Source organism: Streptomyces sp. NPDC026522 (assembly GCF_055567555.1).
On the sequence record NZ_JBVHQF010000002.1, the window covers coordinates 543,836 to 563,070 of the forward strand.

The following is a 19,235-nucleotide window of genomic DNA, read 5'->3' on the forward strand; positions in this document are numbered from 1 at the left end:
TTTCAGAGGTGCGCACCTTGGCTTTCCAGATGCCGGACCGCGGCGCAGGCCCCTCCGGGCCACGGATGAGAGTCGGCCGCCCCTCCCGGCGCGCGCGCACTCTTCTGCTGACTCTGGGCGTGCTGGCCGTGCTGGCCATGGCGTTCATCATGTTCGCCGGCTTCTGGACGGACTGGCTCTGGTTCCGCTCGGTCGCTTTCTCCAGTGTGTTCACCACCACCCTGTGGACCAAGATCGGCCTCTTCGCGGTCTTCGGACTGCTGATGGCGGGGGCCGTCGGGTTCAACATCTGGCTGGCCCACCGGCTGCGGCCGCCGCTCAGTGCGATGTCGACGGAGCAGCAGAGCCTCGACCGCTACCGGATGAGCGTCGCGCCGTACAAGAAGTGGCTGCTGCTGAGCATCGCCGCGATCGTCGGCCTGATCGCCGGGGCGTCGGCGGCCGGCCAGTGGAAGACCTGGCTGATGTACGTGAACGGGGTGCCCTTCGGTAAGAAGGACCCCCAGTTCGGGCTGGACGTCTCCTTCTACACCTTCGATCTTCCCTGGTACCGCTTCCTGCTCGGCTTCGGGTTCGCGGCGGTCGTGCTGTCGGTGATCGCCGCCGTCGTCGTCCACTACCTGTACGGCGGGCTGCGCGTGACCAGCCCCGGCGCCCGGGCCACCGCCGCCGCCACCGGTCACCTGTCGGTGCTGCTCGGCCTGTTCGTGACCTTCAAGGCGATCGCCTACTGGCTCGACCGGTACGGCCTCGCGGTGAAGTCCAGTGACTTCAAGGCCGCCGACAACTGGACCGGCCTGCGGTACGTCGACGCCAACGCCTACCTCCCGGCGAAGACCATCCTGGTCGCCATCGCCGCGATCTGCGCGGTGCTGTTCTTCGCCACGCTGTGGCGCCGGACCTGGCAGCTCCCGGTCATCGGCTTCGGCCTGATGGTCCTGTCGGCGATCCTCATCGGCGGGCTGTACCCGGCGATCGTGCAGAAGTTCCAGGTCCAGCCGAACGAGCAGGCCAAGGAGTCGCCGTACGTCGAGAAGAACATCGATGCGACGCGGAACGCCTACGGCATCGCCAACGCCGAGGTGAAGGACTATCCGGGGGTCGGCTCCAACACGGACCAGGCCAAGCTCCGGGCCAACGCCGACACCACGGCCAGCATCCGCCTGCTCGACCCGAACATCGTCTCCCCGGCCTTCCAGCAGCTCCAGCAGGTCAAGGGCTACTACGGCTTCCCGGCGACGCTCGCCGTCGACCGGTACAAGGGCCAGGACACCGTCATCGGCCTGCGCGAGCTGAACCTCGCGGGCATCCCCAAGAACAACTGGATCAACGACCACTTCCGCTACACGCACGGCTACGGCGTGGTCGCCGCCAAGGGCACCGAGGTCACGAAGAACGGCGACCCGGTCTTCATCCAGTCCGACCTCCCCTCCAAGGGCGAGTTCGGCACCGGGGACGCCTTCAAGCAGCAGATCTACTACGGCGAGCAGACGAAGCAGTACTCGATCGTCGGCGGTCCGCAGAAGGAGCTCGACTACTCCGACGACAAGGGCGAGAAGGAGACGAGCTACACCGGAAAGAGCGGTGTCAGCCTCGACAGCCCGTTCAACCGCGCCGCCTACGCCCTCGCGTTCAGCGAGCCGCAGATCCTCTACTCCGGCGCCATCGGCGACGGTTCGCGGATCCTCTACAACCGCACTCCGAAGGAGCGCGTCGAGGCCGTCGCCCCGTGGCTGACCATCGACGGTGCGGCCTACCCGGCCGTGGTGGACGGCCGCATCCAGTGGATCGTGGACGCCTACACGACGACGAACGGCTACCCGTACGCCTCGCGCACCACGCTCGGCGACTCCACGGCGGACTCGCTCACCAACAGCCAGCGCGCGGTCGTGGCGCAGGAGAACCGGGTCAACTACATCCGGAACTCGGTCAAGGCCACCGTCGACGCCTACGACGGAACGATCAAGCTGTACCAGTGGGACACCCAGGACCCGGTCCTCAAGACCTGGATGAAGGCGTTCCCCGGGACCGTCAAGGCCAAGAGCGAGATCCCCAAGTCGCTCATCGACCACATGCGCTACCCGCAGGACCTCTACAAGGTGCAGCGGGAACTGCTGACCCGGTACCACGTCACCGACGCCCAGACGTTCCTCAGCGGTTCGGAGGTCTGGGCCGTCCCGGACGACCCGACCACCAAGACGGGCAGCGCGGTGCCGCCGTACTACCTGTCGATGAAGATGCCGGGCCAGAAGGAGCAGGCGTTCTCGCTGACGACGACCTTCACTCCGAACGGCCGGGACAACCTGAGCGCCTTCATGGCGGTCAACGCCGATCCGGGCACCCCGGACTACGGCAAGATCCGCATCCTGAAACTGCCGACCAGTACCCCGGTCGACGGGCCCAAGCAGGTCCAGAGCAAGTTCAACTCCAAGCCGGAGATCGCCCAGGAGATCAACATCCTGAGCCGTGGCGATTCCCAGGTGGAGTACGGGAACCTGCTGACGGTTCCGCTCGACGACGGCGTGCTGAACGTCGAGCCGGTGTACGTCAAGGGCGGCGGCCTCAAGTACCCGACGCTGCGCAAGGTGCTGGTGACGTACGGCGGCCAGACCGCCTTCGAGGACACCTTGGAGAAGGCGCTGAACGTGGTGTTCGGGGCGGAGGCGCCGAGCGCACCGACGACGCCGACCACCCCCGTGACCCCGCCGGGCGAGGGCACCACCACGCCGGGCACCCAGGACCCGACGGTCAAGGCGGCCCTGTCCGATGCGCAGAAGGCCGTCGATGCGGCCGAGAAGGCGCGCCAGTCGGGCGACTGGGCGGCGTACGGCAAGGCGCAGGACGACATCAAGGCGGCGCTCCAGCGGGCGGTCGACGCCGAGGCGAGGCTGACGGCCCCCAAGCCGGCCGGTTGATGATCGCTCGGTAATGGCCCGGCCCCGCGTCGTGATACTGTGGTTTCACCGACGCGGGGTGGAGCAGCTCGGTAGCTCGCTGGGCTCATAACCCAGAGGTCGCAGGTTCAAATCCTGTCCCCGCTACTGAAACGAAGGCCCGGATCCATGGGATCCGGGCCTTCGTCATGTCCGGGGTGACCGTCCCGGACACGGCAGGTCACGGGGTCACTGGGGCGGGTGAGTTGGGGTGGGAGCGTGTTTGACTTGTCTCTCTGTGGGCATGTCGACAAAACGCTGTAGTGACCTCACTGGCTGCGACATACCAGGTGTACGCGGGTAGCAGGTGATGCGACGATGGGATTTATGGGGGACAGGTCAACTCTGCTGGAGACAGGGCGGTTTGTGAGGTCGGGGGTCGAGTCGGGCAGGGAAGCCGAGAAGGGGGCTCAGACCGTTAACGCGCAGACCGCATTGACCGATGCGGATTTCGCGGACGAGGAGTTCGCCGAAGCCGACGTGGCCAGTGACGCGGAGCTCGAGGCGCGGCACCGCGTGGCCGCCGACAAGGGGGACCCGGGCGCCATGAGCGTGCTCGGGGCGCTGCTGCTGCGCCGCGGCGACCTGGCCGGCGCCGAGCCGTACCTGCGGGGGGCCACCGCAGAGGGGGACCGCGCCGCCGCCAACAACCTCGGCGTGCTGCTGCACCAGCGGGGCTACCCCGACGAGGCGGCCGGCTGGTGGCGGGTCGCCGCCGTCGCCGGTTCCGCGCCGGCCGCGCACGCCCTGGGCCGCCACTACCGCGAGCGGGGCGACGAGCCGGCGGCCGAGTACTGGATGAGGCAGGCGGCGGAATCCGGCCACGCCCTGGGCGCCTACGGGCTGGCCGACCTGCTGGAACACCGGGGGGACAAGGGCGTCGAGCGGTGGTTCCGCGCCGCCGCGGAGCAGGGGCACCGGGAAGCCGCGTACCGGCTGGCCCGGCACCTGCGCAAGGGCGACCCGGTCGAGGCCGAGCAGTGGTACCGGCAGGCCGCTGCGCGCGGGCACCGCCGGGCCGCACTGCACCTGGGCGCGCTGCTGGAGGCCCGCGGTGAACTCAAGGAGGCGGGGCGCTGGTACCTGACCTCGGCCAAACAGGGCGAGGCGCGGGCCGCGTGCGCCCTCGGCTTCCTGCTGCGCGACGCCGGGGACGAGGAGAGCGCGGCCGCGTGGTGGCGCCGGGCCGCCGAGGGCGGCGACGGCAACGCGGCCAACGCCCTGGGCGCGCTGCACGCGGCGCGGGGCGAGACCCAGACGGCCGAGAAGTGGTACCGGGTCGCGATGGACGCGGGCGACCACAACGGGGCGTACAACCTGGCCCTGTTGTGCGCCGCGCAGGAGCGGACGGCGCAGGCCGAGCAGTGGTACCGCCGGGCGGCCTACGCGGGCCACCGCGAGGCGGCCAACGCCCTGGCGATCCTGCTGCTCCAGGGCGGGGACGCGGAGGGCGCCGAGCCGTGGTTCTCGAAGGCGGCCGAGGCGGGCAGCGTGGACGCCGCCTTCAACCTCGGGATCCTGTTCGCCAGCCGGGACGAGGACCGGACGGCGCTGAAGTGGTACGAGCGGGCCGCCTCGGCCGGGCACACCGACGCGGCGCTCCAGGTCGGCATCGCCTTGGTGCGGGACGGCGAGGAGCGGGCGGCGGAGCGGCACCTGCGCTGCGCGGCGGGCGGCGGCAGCGCGGAGGCGGCGTTCAGGCTGGCCGCGCTGCTGGAGTCGCTGGCGCCGCCGCCGGAGCCGGTGGCGCTGGGCGAGCCGGTCGGCGGGACCCCGCGGACCGAGAGCGAGGAGTGGTACGAGCGCGCCGCCGAGCAGGGCCACCGGCGGGCCCAGGTCCGGGTCGGGATGCTGGCGGCGGCGCGGGGCGACCTCGCGGCGGCCGCGCGGTGGTACCGGGAGGCGGCGCAGGCCGGCTCGCGCAACGGGGCGTTCAACCTGGGGCTGCTGCTGGCCCGGGAGGGGAACGAGCCGGAGGCGGCGCTGTGGTGGACCCGGGCGGCGGTGGCCGGCCACGGCCGGGCGGCGCTGCGGCTGGGGCTGCTCGCGGCGCGGCAGGGGGACCTGAACGAGGGGCAGAAGTGGTGCGTGCGGGCCATGGAGCTGGGGCCGGCGGAGGTCTCGGAGCGGGCGGCGCGGCTGCGGGACGCGTTGGCGGAGGAGCTCTCGGCGTAGCCCCTGGCCGGGGGCGCGGGGAGCCGTCTGCGGCGCCGTCGCGCGGAGCGGCCCCGGCTGCGCCGGGCTTCCCGGGGCTGCGCCCCGGGCCCCGCGCCTCAAACGCCCCCAGCTACCGCTGGGAGGTGCCCCCACGGGGCTGGTGTGGGCCGGCCGGGCTGGGCTGGTCCGGGCTGGGAGGGGGCAACCGTTAAGCGATTTGCATCTGCCGGGTGGCGTCGCGTAAAGTCAGGTTTACCGACGCGGGGTGGAGCAGCTCGGTAGCTCGCTGGGCTCATAACCCAGAGGTCGCAGGTTCAAATCCTGTCCCCGCTACTCAAAGCCCGAAGGCCCGGATCCTCAGGATCCGGGCCTTCGGCGTTTGCCCTCGGGAACGTCACCGCAAAAGGCGGCCCCCGGAGCCGGTGCAGGCTCCGGGGGCCGCCTCGCGTCTGATCGCTACGCGCCCGCGCAGTTCGGGCACACCCCGCGGTACGTCACCTCGACCGTCGAGACCACGAACCCGAAGCGTTCGGCGTCCGGCAGGTCGGCCAGCGGGTCGCCCGCCGGGTGGACGTCGCGGATCGCGCCGCACTGGGCGCACACCAGGTGCTGGTGCGCGCGGTGGGCATTGGGGTCGTACCGCTTGGCGCGCCGGTCCGTGGACACTTCCAGCACCTCGCCGAGGCTGACCAGCTCCCCCAGGGTGTTGTACACCGTCGCCCGGGAGATCTCCGGCAGCTTGGCCACCGCGCGGGCGTGCACCTCGTCGGCCGTCAGGTGAACGTGGTCACCGTCGAGCACCTCGGCCACGACGCGCCGCTGTGCGGTCATGCGCCATCCGCGTCCGCGAAGTCGTTCCAGCAGGTCACTCATAAGCCCCAGCCTAACAGTGTCGCTGATCCGGTGTAACTCCCGAACCAGTGCGGAATTGGATGACTGCTTGACTTAGACAATGTCCATTGTAGGATCGGGTACCGGCAGCTGCCGAGGACAGGACACGCAGGTATGACGCAGGAGGCGCACGTGACGCAGGGACCGCTCACCACGGAGGCCGGAGCACCGGTCGCCGACAACCAGAACAGCGAGACCGCTGGCGTCGGTGGCCCCGTACTCGTCCAGGACCAGCTCCTGCTGGAGAAGCTCGCCCACTTCAACCGCGAGCGCATCCCGGAGCGCGTCGTCCACGCCCGCGGCGCCGGCGCGTACGGCACCTTCACGGTCACGCGCGACGTCTCGCAGTGGACCCGTGCGAAGTTCCTGTCCGAGGTCGGCAAGCAGACCGAGACCTTCCTGCGCTTCTCCACCGTCGCGGACAGCCTCGGCGGCGCCGACGCCCGCCGCGACCCGCGCGGCTGGGCGCTGAAGTTCTACACCGAAGAGGGCAACTACGACCTCGTCGGCAACAACACCCCGGTCTTCTTCATCCGCGACGCGATCAAGTTCCCGGACTTCATCCACACGCAGAAGCGCGATCCGTACACCGGCTCGCAGGAAGCCGACAACGTGTGGGACTTCTGGGGCCTGAGCCCCGAGTCGACGCACCAGGTGACCTGGCTCTTCGGTGACCGCGGCATCCCGGCGTCCTACCGGCACATGAACGGCTACGGCTCGCACACGTTCCAGTGGAACAACGAGGCCGGCGAGGTCTTCTGGGTCAAGTACCACTTCAAGACCGACCAGGGGATCAAGAACCTCACCCAGGCCGAGGCCAACCGGCTCGCCGGCGAGGACCCCGACTCCCACCAGCGCGACCTGCGCGAGTCGATCGAGCGCGGCGACTTCCCGAGCTGGACCGTGCAGGTCCAGATCATGCCGGCGGCCGAGGCGGCCGAGTACCGGTTCAACCCGTTCGACCTCACCAAGGTGTGGCCGCACGAGGACTACCCGCCGATCGAGATCGGCAAGCTGGAGCTCAACCGCAACCCGGAGAACATCTTCGCCGAGGTCGAGCAGAGCATCTTCAGCCCGGCGCACTTCGTCCCCGGCATCGGTCCCTCCCCGGACAAGATGCTCCAGGGCCGGCTCTTCGCCTACGGCGACGCCCACCGCTACCGCGTCGGCATCAACGCCGACCACCTGCCGGTGAACCGCCCGCACGCCACCGAGGCGCGCACCAACTCCCGTGACGGCGCCCTGTACGACGGCCGCCACAAGGGTGCGAAGAACTACGAGCCGAACAGCTTCGGCGGCCCGTTCCAGACGGACCGTCCGCTGTGGCAGCCCGTCCCGCTGACCGGTGGCACGGGCAACCACGCCACTCCGGTCCACCGCGAGGACAACGACTTCGTCCAGGCGGGCAACCTCTACCGGCTGATGTCGGAGGACGAGAAGAGCCGCCTGGTGGAGAACCTCGCCGGCTTCATCGCCAAGGTCTCCCGCGACGACATCGTCGACCGCGCGGTCAACAACTTCCGCCAGGCGGACGGTGACTTCGGCAAGCGGCTGGACGCCGCGGTCCAGGCCCTCCGCGGCTGAACCGGACCCGCTTGCCGTAGCGGGACGACGGGCCGGCACTCCTCGGAGGGCCGGCCCGTCGGCGTTCCCGCGGCGCGGACGCTACGCCGGTACGGCGCTGCGCCGGGCCGGCACCCAGCAGCGGATGACGTCGCGCACCGAGACGATGCCCACCGGGCCGCCGTCCTCCAGCACGATCAGGTGGCGGAAGCCGCCGTGGGCCATGGCCTCGGCGGCCTCCTGCACCGTGGCGTCCGGGGTGCAGAAGACGACGTTGTTGGTGGTGTGCGCGCCGACCGACTCCCGGTCGGGGTCGTGGCCGGCGCCGAGCGAGTTGAGGATGTCGCGCTCGGTCAGAATGCCGATGCCGCTGTGGTCGGGATCGAGGACGACGGCCGCGCCGACGCGTCGGCCGGACATCAGGCAGGCCGCCTGCCGGAGGGTGTGCGCGGGTCCGAGGGTGAGGATCACGGTGCTCATGGCGTCGCGGACGAGCATGAAGAGAGCCACCTCCTGGGTGAGACCCCGCCTGGGTGGGTGCGCCGGGTGACGGGCCCGTCTCAAGAGAAGGGCTTCACAAGCGCACAAGCGGAGGAGTCTCAGATTCCCACGCATACGCAGGGTCATCAAGAGGGCGCGCTCGGCAACACCCGCCCGGCCGAGCGCACCGACGGCGCGTCAGGGCGCCTCAGGGGCGCGGGCGCAGGCGCGCCAGCATCTCCTCGTGCAGCAGGCCGTTCGAGGCGGCCGCGTTGCCGCCGTGCACCCCGTCGGCCCCGTCCAGGCTGGTGAAGCGGCCGCCCGCCTCCTCGACGACGACCGCGATGGCGGCCATGTCCCACAGGTTCAGCTCCGGCTCGGCGCACAGGTCCAGCGAACCCTCGGCGACCATCATGTACGGCCAGAAGTCGCCGTAGCCCCGGGTGCGCCAGCAGGCGCGGGTCAGGTCCAGGAAGCCGGGCAGCCGGCCCTGCTCCTCCCAGCCCGTCAGCGAGGAGTAGGCGAAGGACGCGTCGCCCAGGGTCGCGACCTTCGAGACGCCGATCGCCGCGGTTTCGCCGAGCGCGCCGCCCGCCCAGGCTCCGCTGCCCTTCGCCGCCCACCAGCGGCGGCCCAGCGCCGGTGCGGAGACCACCCCGACCACCGGGCGGAACACCCCGTCCGCGCCCTCCGCCATCAGCGAGATCAGGGTCGCCCACACGGGGACGCCGCGGACGTAGTTCTTCGTGCCGTCGATCGGGTCCACGACCCAGCGGCGCGGGCCCGCGCCCTTGAGGCCGTACTCCTCGCCCAGGATGGCGTCACCGGGCCGCGCGGCCAGGATCCCGGCCCGGATGATCTCCTCGGCGGCCTTGTCGGCCTCGCTCACCGGGGTCATGTCCGGCTTGGTCTCCACCTGGAGGTCCAGGGCGCGGAACCGCTGCGTGGTGGCGGCGTCGGCCGCGTCGGCGAGTTCGAGGGCGAGGCGGAGGTCATCGTCATACTCGGGCATGCCCGAACAGTATCGAGACCACGGCCGACCGGCGAACGCCGTCCACGGTACGGCCGACGCGCACCCTTGACAGGATCTGGCGGCCCGTCAACTCTGGCGGGGAGGCCAACGGGGAAAGGGGAGCCGGGGAGGCGACGATGGCGGCGGCGCGGGAGTCCTTGCTGGAAGCGGCGGGAGCGGCGCTGGCGGCGCGCGCCTGGCCCGCCGTGCGCATGGTCGAGGTGGCGGCGTCCGCCGGGGTGTCCCGGCAGACCCTGTACAACGAGTTCGGCGGGAAGGCGGGCCTCGGGCGCGCCCTGGTGCGCCGGGAGGCCGACTGGTACCTCCGGGGCGTGGACCGGGCCCTGGTGGCGTCGGCGGACCCGGCCGAGCGGCTGGCGGGGGTCGCCGAGTGGACCGTACGGGCGGCCCGCGCCCGTCCCCTCGTACGGGCCCTGCTGACCGGGTCGTGGAACGGGAACCTGCCCGCGCCGCCCGGCCACGGGGCCCGGCTCGGCGTCCCGGCGCTCGGGCCCGGGGAGCTGGTGCGCGCCGTCCGCGACCGGGCGGCCGCCGCGCTCCCGGCGGAGCCGGCGCAGCGGTGCGAGCTGGTCGTGCGCCTGGCGCTGTCCTACGTGATCGCCCCGACCGGCCCCGGGGAGGACCCGGCGGCCGGGCTGCTCGGGCTGGTCAGTGCGCCGAACCGGACAGCTGGAGCCCGATGACGCCGAGGATGACCAGCGAGATCGAGACGAGTTTCAGGGTGGAGACCAGGTCGCCGAGGAAGACCATGCCGTAGACGGCGGTGCCGGCCGCACCGATGCCGGTCCACACGGCGTAGGCCGGCCCGACGTCGAGCTTCTTCAGCGCCAGGGTCAGCAGGCCGAAGCTGCCGAGCGCGAACGACGCGAAGGCGATCGTGGGCCACAGCCGGGTGAACCCGTGGGAGAGCTTGAGGCACACCGCGAAACCGGTCTCCAGGAACCCGGCGACCACGACCAGCAGCCACGCCATGACGTATGCCTCCCGGTCCCGTGTCACGTGACGTCGCGTCACTCGGTGCGATTATGCATTTATCCCGACGCGATCTTCGGCAAACACGAACGGCCCGCAGGCCGATGGGCCGCTTGCGCGGATCAGTCGCCCTCGCGGCGCTCCCGCGTCTCCAGCAGCCGCCGCAGCGAGTACAGCCGCGCCGGGTCCGCGTGACCGTCCTCGACCCACTGGTCGAGCGCGCAGTCGGGCTCGTCGTGACTGCACGCGCGCGGGCACTCCTCGGTGCCCCCGACCAGGTCCGGGAAGGCCAGGATCACCCGGGAAGGGTCGACGTGGTGCAGCCCGAACGAGCGCACGCCGGGGGTGTCGATGACCCAGCCGTCCCCGCCGGGCAGCGGCAGCGCGAGGGCGGAGGTGGTGGTGTGCCGGCCGCGGCCGGTGACCGCGTTGACGTGGCCGGTCGCACGCTGGCGGCCTTCGGCGACCAGCGAGTTGACCAGGGTGGTCTTGCCGACGCCGGAGTGGCCGACGAAGGCGGTGATCCGGCCGTTCAGCCGCTCGCGCACCCGGTCGGCGGCGTCCCCGGTGGCCAGCTCCTCCCGGTTGGTGACGACGTAGTTCACCCCGAGCGTCGAGTAGATCTCCAGGATCTTGTCCGCGGAGGTCAGGTCCGACTTGGTGAGCACCAGCAGCGGCTCCAGACCCGCGTCGTACGCGGCCACCAGGCAGCGGTCGATCATCCGGGGCCGCGGCTCCGGGTCGGCCAGCGCCGTCACGATGGCCAGCTGGTCGGCGTTGGCGACGACCACCCGCTCGTACGGGTCGTCGTCGTCCGCGGTGCGCCGCAGTACGGACTTGCGCTCCTCGATCCGCACGATCCGGGCGAGGGTGTCCTTCTTGCCGGTCAGGTCCCCGACGATCCAGACCCGGTCGCCGACCACCGCCGCCTTGCGGCCCAGTTCGCGGGCCTTCATCGCGTGCACCGTGCGCTCGCCGACCAGACAGGTGAGCCGGCCCCGGTCGACGGTCAGGACGAAGCCCTCGGCCGCGTCCTCGTGCTTGGGGCGGATGTTCGTACGCGGCCGGTTGCCCTTGGGGTTGGGGCGCGAGCGGATGTCGTCCTCGTCGGTGTTCTTGCCGTACCTGCGCATGCCGGGCCCTACGCTCCCGCGCCCTGCGCCGGTTGGCCGAGCATGCCGGCCCACATCGCCGGGAAGTCCGGCAGGGTCTTCGCGGTCGTCGCCACGTTCTCGATCAGTACGCCCTCCACCGCCAGGCCGATCACCGCGCCGGCGGTCGCCATCCGGTGGTCGTCGTACGTGTGGAACACGCCGCCGTGCAGCGGGCGCGGGCGGATGCGCAGCCCGTCGGCGGTCTCGGTGACGTCGCCGCCGAGACCGTTGATCTCCGCCGTGAGCGCCGCCAGCCGGTCCGTCTCGTGCAGCCGCAGGTGGCGTACGCCCCGCAGCACCGACTCGGAGTCGGCCAGCGCCGCGACCGCCGCGATGCCCGGCGTCAGCTCGCCGACCTCGCCCAGGTCCACGTCGATGCCGTGGATCTTGCCGCTGCCCGTGAAGACCAGGCCCGCGTCGGTCAGCTCGCAGGAGCCGCCCATCTCGGTGAAGATCCGGCGCAGCGCGTCGCCGGGCTGCGTGGTGCGCCGAGGCCAGTCGGGGATGGTGACCGTGCCGCCGGTGATCAGCGCGGCCGCCATGAAGGGCTGGGCGTTGGAGAGGTCCGGCTCGACGACCAGGTCACGGCCCAGCAGTGCGCCGGGGGTGACCCGCCACACGTTCTTCTCGCCGCCGGCCTCGGGGGTGTCGACCTGCGCGCCCGCCGCGCGCAGCATCTCCACCGTCATCCGGATGTGCGGCATGGAGGGCAGGGTGTCGCCGGTGTGGCGGACCTCTACGCCCTGGTTGAAGCGCGGGGCGGACAGCAGCAGCGCCGAGACGAACTGCGAGGAGTTGGAGGCGTCGATCTCGACCGTGCCGCCCTCCAGGGCCCCGCCGCCCTGCACGGTCAGGGGCAGCGCGCCCCGGCCGTCGTCGTCGATCCGGGCGCCGAGGACGCGCAGGGCGTTGATGACCTCGCCCAGCGGGCGCTCGTAGGAACGCGGGTCGCCGTCGAAGCGGATGTCGCCGGAGGCCAGGGTCGCGACGGGCGGCAGGAAGCGCATGACCGTGCCCGCGTTGCCGACGTCGACGGTGGCCGGGCCGTGCAGGGCCGCCGGGATGACCCGCCAGGCCTCCCCGCCCGCGCCCCCGCCGGCCGAGCTGGAGGAGACGGTCTCCTCGATGCCGACGCCCATCGCGCGCAGCGCGTCCGACATCAGCTGGGAGTCGCGAGAACGCAGCGGACGGCGCACCCAGCCCGGCTCGGAGGCCAGCGCGGCGAGGACCAGGGCCCGGTTGGTGACCGACTTGGAGCCCGGCACGGTGACGGTGGCGTGGACGGCGCCGTCCGCGAGCGGGGCGGGCCAGAGGGCGTGGGGCGCGGGGGTCTCGGTCATGGCCTCCACTTTAGTGGCTCCGCCGGTGCCGGGATCGTGCCCGGGGCCCGTTCGGGGCCCTGCCGCGGGGGCGCCACCGGCGCCGTCTCAGCAGGCGGGAAGCAGCCGGGAAGCCGGGCCTTCCCGGAGGCCGGGGAGCCCAGCCGTGTCAGAGGCCGAGAAGCCAGCGCGTCCCGCCGGTCAGCGCGCACAGCGCGACGGCGTGGAAGAACAGCAGCCACACCACCGGGTGGACGTGGGTGAGCCGCCCCAGCTGGTCCGCGTCGGAGTCCGGGGCGCCGCCGTGCCGGCGTTTGGCCTGGAGCTCGAACACCGGCCGGACCCCGCCCAGCAGCAGGAACCACACCACCCCGTACGCGAACACCGCCTGCACCTCGGCCGGCGCCAGCCAGGAGACCAGGACGAAGAGCCCGCCGGTCAGCACCACCGTCAGCAGCCCGTACGCGTTGCGGATCATCACCAGCAGCGCGAGCAGCAGCGCGGTCGCCGCCCACAGCAGCAGCGTGATCCGGTGCGCCGAGAGGAGGGCGGCCCCGCCGAGGCCGAGCAGCGAGGGCGCCGTGTACCCGGCGGCGGCGGTCAGCACCATGCCGAGCCCGCTGGGCTTGCCCCGGCTGACGGTGACGCCGCTGGTGTCGGAGTGCAGCCGGATGCCGTCGAGCCGGCGCCCGGTCAGCAGCGCCAGCAGCCCGTGGCCGCCCTCGTGCGCGATGGTGATCGCGTTCCGGGACAGCCGCCACACGGGCCGGGGCGCCACGGCGGCCAGCGCGGCGAGCCCCGTCGCGACCACCAGCCACCACACGGGCTGGGTCTGTATGCCGCTCAGCCGGTCCCACAGACCGGCCGTCGTCGTGCTGTCCATGGAGTGGCGGACTCCTTGCGGTAGGGGGAGCGGGCCATGGCAGTGTGTCAGCCATGTGCGGAAGGTATGCAGCGGGCCGGGCGCCCGAGGAACTGGCGCGGATCTTCGGCGTCGAGCGGTGGGAGCCCGAGGAGACCCTGGCCCCCGACTTCAACGTGGCGCCGACGAAAGAGGTCCACGTCGTCCTCGACCGTCCTGTGAAGGACGCGCAGAGCCGCCGTCCGGTTCGGCAGCTGCGCGTGCTGCGGTGGGGGCTCGTCCCCTCCTGGGCGAGCGGTCCGGAGGGCGCGGCCCGGATGATCAACGCCAGGGCCGAGACGGTCGCCGAGAAGCCCTCCTTCCGGCGCCCCTTCGCGCAGCGCCGCTGCATCATCCCCGCCGACGGCTACTTCGAGTGGGTCACCGCCCACGACGAGCGGCAGCTGGAGGTCGAAGGGAAGAAGAAGCGGGCGCGCAAGCAGCCGTACTTCGTGCTCCCCGCCGACGGAACCGCCTTCGCCATGGCGGGCATATACGAGTTCTGGCGCGACCGGACGCTGCCCGACGAGCACCCGAACGCCTGGTGGGCGACCTGCTCGGTCATCACCACCGAAGCCGAGACCGGGCCGCTGGCGGTGGCGCCCGAGGAGGGCCCCCGCTCGCTCGCCGACATCCACCCCCGGATGCCGCTGATGCTGACCCCCGACAAGTGGGACCCCTGGCTGGACCCGGCCCGCACGGACGCCGACGAGCTGCGGGGGCTGCTGGCGCCGCCGCCCGGCGGGCTGATGCGGGCCTACCCGGTCTCCGCCGCCGTGAGCAACGTGCGCAACAACGGGCCGGAGCTGCTGACCGAGCTCGCCGCGCCGGAAGAAGCCACGCTCTTCTGAGCCCGGTCCCGGCGACGGCATGATCGGCCCATGACCACGCGTACGGAAAGCGTCGACACCCCGGCGGGCGAGGCCCGTATCACCTGGCACCCCGCCCGCACGGCCCGGCTCGTGCTCGCCGTCGGCCACGGCGCCGGCGGCGGGATCGAGGCCCGCGACCTCCAGGCGCTGGCCGCCGCGCTGCCGGCCGGCGGGGTGAGCGTGGCGCTGGTCGAACAGCCCTGGCGGGTCGCCGGGAAGCGGGTCGCCGCCGCGCCCAAGGTGCTGGACGAGGGCTGGCGCGCCCTGTGGCCCGCCCTGCTGGCGCCCGGGGTGCCGGTCGTCGCGGGCGGCCGCAGCGCCGGAGCCCGGGTGGCCTGCCGGACCGCCGCCGAGCTGGACGCGGCCGGGGTGCTGGCCCTGGCGTTCCCGCTGCACCCGCCGGGCCGCCCCGAGAAGTCCCGCGCCGACGAACTGCTGGGCGCCGGGCGGCCCACCCTGGTGGTCCAAGGCGGCCGCGACCCCTTCGGGCACCCCGGGGAGTTCCCGCCGCCCGGCCCGCACGCCCCGTACGAACTGGTCGCCGTGCCGCACGGCGACCACGGGTTCGCGGTGCCGAAGCGGGCGGACCTGACCCAGGCCGAGGCCCTCACCGTGATCACCGGGGCCGTGGCCGACTGGCTCGGCCGTCTCCCCCTCCGAGACCGGCCGGCTCCCGCTCCGGGACCGATCTGACGGATTCCCGGGTGATCCCGCTCACTCCCCGCCCGGCCGCCCTCACGGACCGTCCGGCGGGCCCGGAAACCCTTGTCCCGCCCGGGAATGCGCCGCCCGGGCCCGTCGTTAACCGGGTGTCGGTACGCACGGAACTTCGTCGGAGGAGAGGGAGCGCATGACCCAGGTCATCAGCCAGAACCGTCGGCAGGCCGCTGACCTGGAGTGGACGGTGCTGCCCGCACCCAAGCGCGGGACGCTTCGGGCGGCGGAGGCCCGGGAGGGTCGACTATTCTCCGATTCGAGCGGGTCCGCTTTCGGAGCCGCCACGCTGTCGGAGGAGGTGGGTCCTGTCGCTGGGACCGACGAAGGCCACGCGGAGGAGACGACCCCGGAGCGCAACGCGCGCTTCGAGCGGGACGCCCTCGGCTACCTCGACCAGATGTACTCCGCCGCGCTGCGCATGACGCGCAACCCGGCCGACGCCGAGGACCTGGTCCAGGAGACGTACGCGAAGGCGTACGCGTCCTTCCACCAGTTCCGCGAGGGCACCAACCTCAAGGCGTGGCTGTACCGCATCCTGACCAACACCTTCATCAACTCCTACCGCAAGAAGCAGCGCGAGCCCCAGCGCAGTGCGGCGGAGGAGATCGAGGACTGGCAGCTGGCGCGCGCCGAGTCGCACATGTCGACCGGGCTGCGCTCCGCCGAATCGCAGGCACTGGACCACCTGCCCGATTCGGACGTGAAGGAGGCGCTCCAGGCCATTCCGGAGGAGTTCCGCATCGCGGTCTATCTTGCCGACGTAGAGGGCTTTGCGTACAAGGAGATCGCGGACATCATGGGTACACCCATCGGTACGGTCATGTCCCGGCTGCACCGTGGCCGCCGTCAACTCCGCGGAATGCTGGAGGACTACGCCCGCGAGCGCGGGCTGGTCCCCGCCGGAGCGGGAGAGTCGAACGACCTGAAAGGCTCGGGCTCATGAGCTGCGGAGAGCCGCACGAGACGGAGTGCGCCGAGGTCCTGGACCACCTTTACGAGTTCCTGGACCACGAGATGCCCGACAGCGACTGCACGAAGTTCGAGACCCACTTCGGCGAGTGCAATCCCTGTCTTGAGAAGTACGGTCTGGAGCAGGCCGTCAAGAAGCTGGTCAAGCGGTGCTGCGGGTCGGACGACGTGCCGAGCGACCTGCGCTCGAAGGTCATGGGACGGATCGAGCTGATCCGTTCGGGACAGGCCGTGCCCGACCACGACGTCACCGCGGATCCCGCCTCAGGCTGAACCGCCGGCAACCGCCCCCGGAATTCCACTTCGTTCACTCGAAGGTGCTAATCCGGGGGCGTCCGTATGCCCCGAAGCCGAAATGCGGCCCGCCGGCCCGCGGGCCCCGCCTATTCTCCCCTTCCGGTACCGGTCGGATTCGCGCCCGGCCCGGACCGGTGCAGGGAGGAGGGTGCCGTGCGGGTACTTCCGCCGAGGGCGCGCGCCTTCATCCTGTGCGCCGTCCTCGCCGCCTGCGGGTGCGTCGCCCCCGCCCTCACAGAATCCGGTACGCCGTGGCCGGCCGTGGCCCTGCTCTGCGTCCTGTGCCTCGGCTGCCAACTCCTGGCGGGCTGCCGGCTGCCGGGGGGCCGGGTGCCCGGGGGCACGGGCGCCTTCTTCCCGGTCGTGCTGGCCGCCGTGTTCCTCCTGCCGCCCGCGGCCGCCGCGCTCGTGGCGCTGCCCGGCGGGCTCGCCGCTCCGGTGGTGCAGCGGCCGGTACGGGTGCGCCGGGCCTGGCACGCCGCCCAGCAGGCGACCGCCGCCTGGGCCGCCGGGCAGGTGTACCGGCTGCTCGGCGGGCCGGCCGCGCTCGGCGGCGCCGGGACCGGCGCCGGGTCCTCCGCCCGGGTGGCGGACTTCCCGTACGCGGTGCTGCCCGCGCTCGTTGCCGCCGTCGCCTTCTGCCTGGTGCTCACCGCCCTCGACGGGGGCATCCTGGCCGCCGCCGAACACCGTCCCGCGGCCACGGCCTGGCGCGGACTGCTGACCGTCTCCCTCGCCCCTTACTGCGTGCACGGGCTGGCCGGGCTGATGATGGCCGTGATGTGGCGCAGCCCCTACGGGGTGCCGGCCGCGCTGCTGGTGCTGCTGCCGATGTACATCTCCTGCTGGGCCTTCGCCCAGTACACCCGCGAGCGCACCGCCCACCAGGCCACGATCCGGGCGCTGGTGCAGGCCGTCGACATCAAGGACCGCTACACGCGGGGGCACAGCGAACGCGTCGGGCAGGCCTCCGCGATGATCGCCCGCGAGCTGGGCATGCCCGATGACCGGATGGAGGTCGTCCGGATCGCCGGGATCCTGCACGACGTCGGCAAGCTCGGCGTCCCCACCCGGCTGCTGCGCAAGGCCGGGCCGCTGACCCCCGAGGAGCGGCGGGTCATCGAACTGCACCCCGAGTACGGGCACGAGATGGTGCGCGGCATCGGTTTCCTGGGCGAGGCCCGGGCCGCGATCCTGCACCACCACGAGCGGGTCGACGGCTCCGGGTACCCGTACGGACTGGCCGGCGAGCAGATCCCGGTGCTGGCCCGGGTGGTGGCGGTGGCCGACTCCTTCGACGCGATGACCTCCACCCGCTCCTACAGCCGGGCCCGGCCGGTCCCCGTCGCCCTGGCGGAGCTGGAGCGCTGCGCGGGGGCGCACTTCGACCCGGTCATGGTGCGGGCCCTGGTCGACGCCATCGGGCGGCACGGCTGGCACCCGGTGGTGACGTCCGACGACGACGTACGGGCTCCGGCCCCGCGCGCCGGGACCCCCGCCCCGGCTCCGGCCGCTCAGCAGCCGGCGCTGCCCGCGCTCCCGGGCCAGGGCCGCCGGGACGGCCCCGCGGGCGGCGCCGGAGCCCGCCCCGGCAGCGGCCGGGGCGCCGGGGGCGGGGCGTGAGGGCCGGCGCCGCCCTGGCCGTACGGGCCGCCGCCGCCCTGCTCACCCTCGTGGCGCTCGGCCACACGCTGTGGAACGGGGTCGTGGAAGGCGGCACCGCCCTCGCCTTCGGCGTCCTCATCGGCATCGGCGAGCTGGCCCGCAGCGACCACCGCGACGCCACCGGGCCCGTCCCGGCGGAGGAGCGCCGCCCCGCGCCGCTGGGCCTGGCCGGGGCCCTCGCCTACGCGCTGCTCGGCGGGGCCGCCGGGCACCCCACGCACCACGGGGTGCTCCAGGTCGTCGCCGTCGTCGTCGCCGCGGCCCTGGCCGGGATCGTCCCGCACATCGCCCGCGGGCGCGGGCCCGCCTTCGACCACGTGGCCCGGCGGGTGCTGACCGTGGCCTTCGCCGCCGTCTGCTTCCAGCCGCTGCACCATGCCGGCCGGCTGGCGGGCCGGGCCGACCAGGGCCCGTACCTCGTGCTGTTCCTCGTACTGCTGCTCGGCCTCACCGCCCTGTGCGACGCCGTGCTGGCCGCCGCGCTGGCCGGGGCCCGCACCGGCCGCTCCTACGGCCGCCTGCTCCGCGACGAGCTGCGCGCGCCGGCCGGGATCGGCTCGGCGATCTGCGCCACCGGCCTGGTGATGGCGCTGGCCACGGCCGTCGCCGGGCTGTGGGCGCTGCCCGTGTTCAGCGTGCCGCTGCTGCTCACGCAGATGTCCTTCCACCGGATCGCCGCCGTCCGCACCACCTACCGCCAGACCATCACCTCCCTCGCCCGGGCCACCGAGATCGCCGGTTGCACCCGCCCCGGGCACTCCCGCCGGGTGGCCGCCCTGAGCTGCGCCGTCGGGCAGGAGCTCGGGCTCTCGGAGCGGGAGCTCACGGTGCTGGAGTACGCGGCCCTGATGCACGACATCGGCCAGCTCTCGCTGGTCGACCCCGTTCCGGCCGGGGCGACGGCCCGGCTGCCCTCCGCCGAGGCCCGCCGGATCGCGGGGCTCGGCGGGGAGGTGGCCCGGCAGACCGGGGTGCCGGCGGAGGTCGCCGTCGTGGTGGAGCGCCAGGCCGACCCGTACCGGGAGCAGCCCGTCGCCGCGCGGATCGTGCGCGCGGTGAACGCGTACGACGACCTGTGCGGCGGCGAAGGTCACCCGGGCGGCTCACTGGCCGCCCTGGAACGGCTGCGCCTGGGTACCGGGCACGACTTCCAGCCCGAGGTCGTGGAGTGCCTGGCGAGGGTTCTGGCCAGGGACGGACGGGCCGGAGTCGGCCCGCTCCCACCTGGGTAACCCATGGGTAATGAGCGGCCGTCCGAGTGGGCATGGTTGGATGCGAGTAAGAGTGTCCGCAAGGCTGCACCGTTGTCCCC

The 19,235-nt window shown here is 72.7% G+C and carries 17 protein-coding genes and 2 tRNA genes; 12 read left to right on the plus strand and 7 right to left on the minus strand.

The features are described 5' to 3' along the window. Positions 1–29: 29 nt before the first annotated feature. From ACZ4M3_RS07100 to ACZ4M3_RS07115, 4 genes are all read left to right on the plus strand, one after another. Complete coding sequence (locus ACZ4M3_RS07100) at positions 30–2,915, plus strand: UPF0182 family membrane protein (RefSeq protein ID WP_467730827.1); 2,886 nt, start codon at positions 30–32, stop codon at positions 2,913–2,915. A gap of 52 nt (positions 2,916–2,967) precedes the next feature. Then, positions 2,968–3,041 (plus strand) — tRNA-Met (locus tag ACZ4M3_RS07105). 210 nt (positions 3,042–3,251) lie between these two features. Beyond that, a complete protein-coding gene (locus ACZ4M3_RS07110; RefSeq protein ID WP_467730596.1) occupies positions 3,252–5,108 on the plus strand; it encodes a tetratricopeptide repeat protein in 1,857 nt (618 codons plus the stop codon). Positions 5,109–5,349: 241 nt separating this feature from the next. Then, positions 5,350–5,423: transfer RNA gene (locus ACZ4M3_RS07115), tRNA-Met, on the plus strand. A gap of 123 nt (positions 5,424–5,546) precedes the next feature. Here ACZ4M3_RS07115 and ACZ4M3_RS07120 read toward each other — a convergent pair. Beyond that, positions 5,547–5,963 carry a Fur family transcriptional regulator gene (locus tag ACZ4M3_RS07120; RefSeq protein WP_136213964.1) on the minus strand — a complete coding sequence of 139 codons (417 nt, stop codon included), beginning with the start codon at positions 5,961–5,963 and terminating at the stop codon, positions 5,547–5,549. 132 nt (positions 5,964–6,095) lie between these two features. Here ACZ4M3_RS07120 and ACZ4M3_RS07125 point away from each other — a divergent pair, with 132 nt between their 5' ends. Beyond that, the gene (locus tag ACZ4M3_RS07125) at positions 6,096–7,565 is read left to right on the plus strand and encodes a catalase (protein WP_467730597.1); all 1,470 of its coding nucleotides are present in this window, start codon (positions 6,096–6,098) and stop codon (positions 7,563–7,565) included. Positions 7,566–7,646: 81 nt separating this feature from the next. On the opposite strand, the gene ACZ4M3_RS07130 is transcribed toward ACZ4M3_RS07125, so the two are convergent. Then, a complete protein-coding gene (locus tag ACZ4M3_RS07130) occupies positions 7,647–8,042 on the minus strand; it encodes a CBS domain-containing protein (RefSeq protein WP_453353275.1) in 396 nt (131 codons plus the stop codon). Between the two features lie 190 nt (positions 8,043–8,232). After that, on the minus strand, positions 8,233–9,036 hold the full coding sequence (gene hisN, locus ACZ4M3_RS07135; RefSeq protein ID WP_467730598.1) for a histidinol-phosphatase: 804 nt from the start codon (positions 9,034–9,036) through the stop codon (positions 8,233–8,235). Positions 9,037–9,173: 137 nt separating this feature from the next. Here hisN and ACZ4M3_RS07140 point away from each other — a divergent pair, with 137 nt between their 5' ends. Further along, positions 9,174–9,740: a TetR/AcrR family transcriptional regulator gene (locus ACZ4M3_RS07140; protein ID WP_467730599.1), complete on the plus strand. Its 567-nt coding sequence runs from the start codon at positions 9,174–9,176 to the stop codon at positions 9,738–9,740. Here the strand turns inward: ACZ4M3_RS07140 and ACZ4M3_RS07145 are convergent. The 4 genes from ACZ4M3_RS07145 to ACZ4M3_RS07160 form a co-directional block, all read right to left on the minus strand. Then, positions 9,706–10,029 carry a DMT family transporter gene (locus tag ACZ4M3_RS07145; protein ID WP_467730828.1) on the minus strand — a complete coding sequence of 108 codons (324 nt, stop codon included), beginning with the start codon at positions 10,027–10,029 and terminating at the stop codon, positions 9,706–9,708. The genes ACZ4M3_RS07140 and ACZ4M3_RS07145 overlap by 35 nt on opposite strands. A 122-nt stretch (positions 10,030–10,151) precedes the next feature. Continuing rightward, a complete protein-coding gene (rsgA, locus tag ACZ4M3_RS07150) occupies positions 10,152–11,162 on the minus strand; it encodes a ribosome small subunit-dependent GTPase A (RefSeq protein ID WP_467730600.1) in 1,011 nt (336 codons plus the stop codon). A gap of 8 nt (positions 11,163–11,170) precedes the next feature. Then, positions 11,171–12,523 carry a 3-phosphoshikimate 1-carboxyvinyltransferase gene (aroA, locus tag ACZ4M3_RS07155; RefSeq protein WP_467730601.1) on the minus strand — a complete coding sequence of 451 codons (1,353 nt, stop codon included), beginning with the start codon at positions 12,521–12,523 and terminating at the stop codon, positions 11,171–11,173. A gap of 148 nt (positions 12,524–12,671) precedes the next feature. After that, a complete protein-coding gene (locus tag ACZ4M3_RS07160) occupies positions 12,672–13,385 on the minus strand; it encodes a M50 family metallopeptidase (protein ID WP_467730602.1) in 714 nt (237 codons plus the stop codon). A 53-nt stretch (positions 13,386–13,438) separates the two neighbouring features. Between ACZ4M3_RS07160 and ACZ4M3_RS07165 the strand changes: the two genes are divergently transcribed. From ACZ4M3_RS07165 to ACZ4M3_RS07190, 6 genes are all read left to right on the plus strand, one after another. Then, positions 13,439–14,254, plus strand: coding sequence for an SOS response-associated peptidase (locus ACZ4M3_RS07165; RefSeq protein ID WP_467730603.1), 816 nt, complete (start codon positions 13,439–13,441; stop codon positions 14,252–14,254). Positions 14,255–14,284: 30 nt separating this feature from the next. Further along, positions 14,285–14,968: an alpha/beta hydrolase family protein gene (locus ACZ4M3_RS07170; protein WP_467730604.1), complete on the plus strand. Its 684-nt coding sequence runs from the start codon at positions 14,285–14,287 to the stop codon at positions 14,966–14,968. Positions 14,969–15,290: 322 nt separating this feature from the next. After that, positions 15,291–15,935 carry a sigma-70 family RNA polymerase sigma factor gene (locus ACZ4M3_RS07175; RefSeq protein WP_008741505.1) on the plus strand — a complete coding sequence of 215 codons (645 nt, stop codon included), beginning with the start codon at positions 15,291–15,293 and terminating at the stop codon, positions 15,933–15,935. Beyond that, positions 15,932–16,234, plus strand: coding sequence for a mycothiol system anti-sigma-R factor (gene rsrA / locus ACZ4M3_RS07180; protein ID WP_453353283.1), 303 nt, complete (start codon positions 15,932–15,934; stop codon positions 16,232–16,234). The genes ACZ4M3_RS07175 and rsrA overlap by 4 nt, the downstream gene beginning before the upstream one ends. Positions 16,235–16,411: 177 nt before the next feature. Next, on the plus strand, positions 16,412–17,881 hold the full coding sequence (locus tag ACZ4M3_RS07185; protein WP_467730605.1) for an HD-GYP domain-containing protein: 1,470 nt from the start codon (positions 16,412–16,414) through the stop codon (positions 17,879–17,881). Then, on the plus strand, positions 17,878–19,155 hold the full coding sequence (locus ACZ4M3_RS07190; RefSeq protein ID WP_467730606.1) for an HD-GYP domain-containing protein: 1,278 nt from the start codon (positions 17,878–17,880) through the stop codon (positions 19,153–19,155). The genes ACZ4M3_RS07185 and ACZ4M3_RS07190 overlap by 4 nt, the downstream gene beginning before the upstream one ends. Positions 19,156–19,235: the final 80 nt, after the last annotated feature.